Source organism: Mesorhizobium sp. M7A.F.Ca.MR.362.00.0.0 (assembly GCF_004023175.1).
Classification (GTDB): Bacteria; Pseudomonadota; Alphaproteobacteria; order Rhizobiales; family Rhizobiaceae; genus Mesorhizobium.
Map to the genome: position 1 here is coordinate 838 of NZ_RZTF01000380.1, position 5,381 is coordinate 6,218.

At 63.9% G+C, this 5,381-nt stretch carries 5 protein-coding genes and 3 pseudogenes; 5 read left to right on the top strand and 3 right to left on the bottom strand.

The genetic code is table 11. The features are described 5' to 3' along the window. Positions 1-157 (bottom strand): annotated as a pseudogene (locus tag EOC06_RS43895) (Bcr/CflA family drug resistance efflux transporter); the annotation flags it as partial. Between the two features lie 188 nt (positions 158-345). Here EOC06_RS43895 and EOC06_RS30565 point away from each other — a divergent pair. The 4 genes from EOC06_RS30565 to EOC06_RS30580 all read left to right on the top strand — a co-directional run bounded on the left by EOC06_RS30565 (position 346) and on the right by EOC06_RS30580 (position 2,125). After that, positions 346-1,035, top strand: coding sequence for a TetR/AcrR family transcriptional regulator (locus EOC06_RS30565; RefSeq protein ID WP_127328909.1), 690 nt, complete (start codon positions 346-348; stop codon positions 1,033-1,035). 118 nt (positions 1,036-1,153) lie between these two features. Beyond that, the gene (locus EOC06_RS30570) at positions 1,154-1,690 is read left to right on the top strand and encodes an SspB family protein (RefSeq protein WP_027160604.1); all 537 of its coding nucleotides are present in this window, start codon (positions 1,154-1,156) and stop codon (positions 1,688-1,690) included. 16 nt (positions 1,691-1,706) lie between these two features. Continuing rightward, positions 1,707-1,904 carry a DUF4169 family protein gene (locus EOC06_RS30575; RefSeq protein WP_127271798.1) on the top strand — a complete coding sequence of 66 codons (198 nt, stop codon included), beginning with the start codon at positions 1,707-1,709 and terminating at the stop codon, positions 1,902-1,904. Then, a complete protein-coding gene (locus EOC06_RS30580) occupies positions 1,901-2,125 on the top strand; it encodes a ribbon-helix-helix domain-containing protein (protein WP_127328907.1) in 225 nt (74 codons plus the stop codon). Before EOC06_RS30575 ends, EOC06_RS30580 begins: the two co-directional genes overlap by 4 nt. Here EOC06_RS30580 and EOC06_RS30585 read toward each other — a convergent pair. Next, positions 2,122-3,924 (bottom strand): chloride channel protein, encoded by a 1,803-nt coding sequence (locus EOC06_RS30585; protein ID WP_128309543.1) that lies wholly within the window; start codon positions 3,922-3,924, stop codon positions 2,122-2,124. The genes EOC06_RS30580 and EOC06_RS30585 overlap by 4 nt on opposite strands. 157 nt (positions 3,925-4,081) lie before the next feature. Here EOC06_RS30585 and EOC06_RS30590 point away from each other — a divergent pair. After that, a pseudogene (locus EOC06_RS30590) lies at positions 4,082-4,520 on the top strand (MarR family winged helix-turn-helix transcriptional regulator). 23 nt (positions 4,521-4,543) lie between these two features. On the opposite strand, the pseudogene EOC06_RS30595 reads toward EOC06_RS30590, so the two are convergent. Further along, positions 4,544-5,381 (bottom strand): annotated as a pseudogene (locus EOC06_RS30595) (AsmA protein); the annotation flags it as partial.

A 5,381-nucleotide genomic window follows, 5' to 3' on the forward strand; every position in this document is an offset into this window, starting at 1 on the left:
GGAAGAAGATCAACAGGCTCATCTGCACGGCAGCGGTGCTGGCATGCAGATCCGCGCCGATCGACGGCAGCGCGGGCAGATACATGTCGATGGCGAACGGGCCGATGGCGGACAACAAGCCGAGCACGACCGCGATGCGGAGGAATTTGGGACTCATGATATAGGCTTCTTTCAAATCTGGTTGCCGCCGCCAGGCGACGTCTAACCTAGGACGTTCCATCCCGTGAGATTCCGACACCTCAAGAGCGAATCCTATTCGTCTCTCTCACGCGAAATCTCTTTATCTTGTGTCCACAAATTTAGACACTCTTGTCTAAATCGTCAATCACCCCTATATAGTTTTTTATGAAGCTGCACGTTTCTCCTGACATTTTCCCGCCACGCGGCCATGAGGCCAAGCGCCTCTCGATCGTCGACTCCGCCGCCACCGTGTTTTGCCGCGAAGGTTTCGCCGGCGCCAACATCGACCTGATCGCCGCCGAAGCCGGCGTCTCGCGTCAGACCATCTACAACCATCATGGCGACAAGGAGAGACTGTTCGTCGCTGTGGTCCGCGACCTCACCGAACGCTGCAATGCCGGCATCTTCGCCACCATTGCCACCTTCCCCGACCAGCCGGGGGATCTCGAAGCCGACCTGATCGGCTTTGCCGTGCGCCTGAACCAGAACTGCATCTGCAACCGCGACGGAAAATTCCTGCGCAAGCTGATCCAGACCGAAGGCGAGCGCTATCCCGAACTGTTTGCCGAATGGCGCGAACAGGGTCCGGGCAGGACATGGCCAGCAATCGCCGCCCGCTTCGCCCGCCTCGCCTATGGCGGCTATCTCACGATCGAGGATCCCGACGTGGCGGCACGCCAGTTCCTTGGCCTCGTCAATGCCGAACTGCAGACCACCTTCATGCTTGGCGGCTCGCCGCGCGAGGACGAGGTGCTGCAATCCGCGACCAATGGCGTGCGCACCTTCCTGCGCGCCTTCGGCAAGCGCCGGTCCGCGGCATCGTCCGAAAAGCAAAGCGCGCTCACCAGCGCCTGAGCGATCAAATCGCTGGCAATAGTCTTCGCTTCCGCGCGAGGGTGATCTATATGCGGTTTACGCCGCCCTCAAGCTTGATTACAGCTATGCGGACGATTCAACGGAACCCGACCGCCACATGGCCGACGACCACATCCGCTACGACATTCTGGCCCAGGAGGCGTTGCGCGGCGTCATGCGCAAGGTCCTGGCCGAGGTCGCGCGCACCGGCCTCCCCGGCAACCACCACTTCTTCATCACCTTCCTGACCGGCGCGCCGGGCGTACGCGTGTCTTCGCGGCTGCGCGAGCGCTATCCCGAGCAGATGACCATCGTCATCCAGTTCCAGTATTGGGACCTGAAGGTGACCGATACCGGCTTCGAGGTTGGCCTGTCCTTCTCCGATGTTCCGGAAAAACTCGAAATCCCGTTCTCGGCCGTGCGCGGCTTCTATGATCCCTCGGTCAATTTCGAGCTCGAATTCGACGTCAAGACGGATGGCGCGGCAGCCGAGGAACCGGCTGCGCCAACTCCGGAGCCGCTGACCATCGTCTCCGAGAAAAAGCCGAAGGCCGAGAAGAAGGCCGCCGCCGAGGCGGAGAAGAAGCCCGCGGCCGCGGACGCCGCCACCAAGGGCGCCGAAGTGGTCTCGCTCGACGCCTTCCGCAAGAAATAGGCCGGCGACTTACGCCGTGGCCGAAATCGTCAATCTCCGCCAGGCCCGCAAGCAAAAGGCGCGGGACGAAAAGCTGCGCGCCGCCGAACAGAATCGCGCGCTGCACGGCCGCTCCAAGGCCGAAAAAGAACGCGACCGCATCGCCGCCGACAAGAGTGAAAAATTCGTTGCCGGGCATCGTCGTGAAAAGCCCGGCGACCCTGACCACCTATGAGCCCGGTCGAAAAGCGTTCGGTGACCATTCGCGGCCACCGCACCAGCTACTCGCTCGAAAAACCCTTCTATGACGACCTCGTCGCGATCGCGGCGACCAGAAAGCTGACGCTCGCCGCGCTTGTCGCCGAAGTCGACGAGACAAGGCCCCGCGACACCAACCTGTCCTCTGCGTTGAGGCTCCATGTCCTGGAGTGGGCGAAGCGCGGAACGGATTTCTAGAGGCCCTCGACCGCCGCTTCCTTCTTCCTGCGTCTGGTGCCGAAGCCAAGCAAGGTCGAACGTTCGCGCTCCTCGGCCTGTTTCCTGGACCGCACGCGCATCAAATCCTTCCAGCCGACATAGCCGACCAGCAAGGAGCCTTCGCGAGTGACGACGGGCAGATGAGAGACGTTGGCCGTCAGCAGCTTGTCGGAGAGGCCTTCGAGATATTCGTCCGGATAGGCCAGCGTCACCTTGCTGCCGGCCAGCAGTTCGCCAAGCGTGGTGGTGCGGTGCGTGCCGGCGCGTCTCCAGCGCAATATCGCCGGCGGATCGATGAGGCCCAGCACATGGCCGTGCTCATCGACCACCGGGAAACTCGGATGCCGTGTTTCCGGCGCTGTCAGGAATGCCGCAGCGCCATGCAGCGTCATCGTCGCCGGCACGCTTTCGACCTGTGGGGTCATCACCTCGCGCACCCTGGTCAGGGCGAAAGGGTCGACGCGGTATTCGCGAACCAGATGATGTCCCCTTCTGGCGATCTTTTCGGTCAGGATCGACCGCTTCATCAGAAGCACGGTGACGGCGTGCGCCGCGGCGCAGGCAGCAATCAGCGGCACCAGCATATGTGTGTTGCCGGTCAGTTCGACGGCGAAGAACGTGGCGGTCAGCGGCGCACGCATCGTGCCGCCCATCGTGGCGGCCATCGCCAGCAGCGCCCAGAAACCGGGATCCGCGGCAGGCAGAACGCCGGCGAGCACAGCGCCCATAGCCCCACCCATGATCAACAGCGGCGCCAGCACACCTCCCGACGTTCCCGAGCCGAGCGCTACCGACCAGATGATCGCCTTGACCACCAGCAGCAGAAGGGCCGCTGTCGCGACGGTGCGGCCATCCAGCATGTCGGTGATGTTGTCATAGCCGACGCCGAGCGCGTGCGGCTCGATCAGCCCACCGATGCCGACCACCAGGCCTCCAAGCATCGGCCACCACATCCAGTGGATCGGCAGTTTCTGAAAACCGTCCTCGCAGGCATAGACCATCTGCGTCAGCAGCCCCGACAAAAGTCCTGCACAAACGCCGATCGCCACCCAGCCGGCAAGGCCGGCAAAGGACACCTCCATGCCGCCCTGAAACGGAAAGATCGGTCCAGGCAGATGCAGCATGGTGCGCTCGACCTCGGCGATAACAGCTGCCACCGCCACCGGGATGAAGCTGCGCGGGGTCCATTCGAAAAGCAGCAGTTCGACGGCAAGCATGATGGCGGCGATCGGGGTTCCGAACACGGTGGTCATGCCTGCTGCCGCACCAGCCACCAACAGCGTCTTGCGCTCGTTGTCGCTGACCGGCAGCATCTGCGCGATCAGCGAGCCTATCGCACCGCCTGTCATAATGATCGGCCCTTCGGCGCCGAACGGTCCGCCGGAGCCGATCGAGATCGCCGACGACAGCGGCTTCAGGATCGCCACCTTGGCGTCGAGTCTGGAACGCCCGAGCAGGATCGCCTCGATGGCCTCGGGAATGCCATGGCCGCGGATCTTCTCGCTGCCGAAGCGCGCCATCAGGCCGATGATCAGCGCACCAATCACCGGGACGATGACGGCGGCAAGCCCAAGCGGTGTGTCCTCAAGCTTCAGGTCGGCAAGCGAGAACTGGCCGAAATAGGCGATGTTGGTGGCCAGCCGGATCAGCTTCAAAAGCGCGATGCCGGCAACCAGTCCGGCTGTCGCCACCACCACGGCAATGGCCGCGACGAGCAGCACCCTGGCGTCCGTGGTGAAATCACGCAGATGCTCCGGGTTCGAGTGAGGGGTCTTCATGGCGGGCTTTGCTTCCTGGCGGCGGGCCGAATGTGGATATGCGGCACGGTCGAAGCGGCCAGCCGGGCTTGTCGGCGGCTATGTATCGTAACACGATATAAATATTCAAGTCGGTTTCGCCCGAAATCCGTTTGAGCTTTCGCCGGAAAACGAACACATGTCTGATATGTCGCAGCCACAAAAACCACGCCCCGCCATCAGCCAGGCCGATTACCAGCGGCTGTCGGAGTTTCGCTATCTGATCCGCCGCTTCCTCGAATTCAGCCAGGTCCAGGCGGAAGACGCCGGCCTGACCCCCGCGCCAGCATCAGGCGCTGCTGGCGATCAAGGGATTCCCCGGCGGCGGCCCGGTGACGGTTGGCGACCTCGCCGAGCGCCTGCGCATCCGCCACCACAGCGCCGTCGAACTGGTCAACCGCCTCGGCGAAGCTGGGCTGGTCACACGGGATCAGGACAAGGACGACCACCGCCGCGTGCTGCTGCAGCTGACCGAGCGCGCCGACGATTGCCTGGCCGAACTGTCGGCGGTGCATCTCGACGAACTGTCGCGTATCGAACCGATGCTGCGGCGTCTGCTCGATCGCGATGGAGGGTAGTCGTATCGCCCAGAAAGCTCAGCCTACGGCAGCGACTTCAGCAGATTGTCGATCGTGAACGGATTGGACTTCGGCTTGGCCGGCGGCGGATTGTCGTTGGCCTGCGGCAGCGGGGCACGCTCCACCTTCGGAGGCTGCTGCGCGGCCTTGCGTTCGGCCTCCAGCCTTGCCTTTTCCTGCGCCGCGATGCGCACCGCCTCTTCCGCCTTCTGCCGATCCTGCTCGGCCTGTGCCTTGGCCGCTTCGTCGGCGATCTGCTTTTCGGCAGCCGCCTTTGCGTCCGCTTCGGCCTTTGCGTCTGCCTTGGCCTGGGCATCCGCTTCCGCCTTTGCCTTGGCGTCCGCCTCAGCTTTCAGCCGCGCCGCTTCCTGCTGCTTGCGCAGTTCTTCGGCCGCCTTGTCGCGAGCATCCTGCAGCGCCGCGTAGTAGCGGACCTCGCGCCGCAGCCGCTGCTTTTCGAGCAGCGCGGCCTGCATCGCCTCGACGCGCTGCTGTTCCTTTTCCAGCGCGCGCTGCGTCAGGAACTGCGCCAGAGGCTCACTGTCGAATGCTCGTTTGACCGCGCCGAACGGCCCCTCGGCGGTGAAATTCACGACCGGCTCGGAGCCGACCAGTGCCTCGTCGCCAGGCCGATAGGTGATCGCACCCTTGGCCGACACCGTGGCCGCGTTGAGATCCGCCGTGACGTCGGCGGACAAGGTCGCCGCCGGATTTTCCAGGCTGACCGGTGGCGCCCGCAGCGTGCCGCCGGCAACCGTGAAGGCTATGTCGGCATGGCCAGCGGCAAAGCTGCCGTCAGCGGCGATGTCGGGCGCAAAGCCGGCGGTCTTGGCCGTATCGATATCGCGCCCGATCGCATCC

Coding starts and splice junctions, on each gene's coding strand:
- EOC06_RS30585 (WP_128309543.1), bottom strand. CDS start 3,924: ATGAAGACCCCTCACTCGAACCCGGAGCATCTGCGTGATTTCACCACG.
- EOC06_RS30580 (WP_127328907.1), top strand. CDS start 1,901: ATGAGCCCGGTCGAAAAGCGTTCGGTGACCATTCGCGGCCACCGCACC.
- EOC06_RS30570 (WP_027160604.1), top strand. CDS start 1,154: ATGGCCGACGACCACATCCGCTACGACATTCTGGCCCAGGAGGCGTTG.
- EOC06_RS30565 (WP_127328909.1), top strand. CDS start 346: ATGAAGCTGCACGTTTCTCCTGACATTTTCCCGCCACGCGGCCATGAG.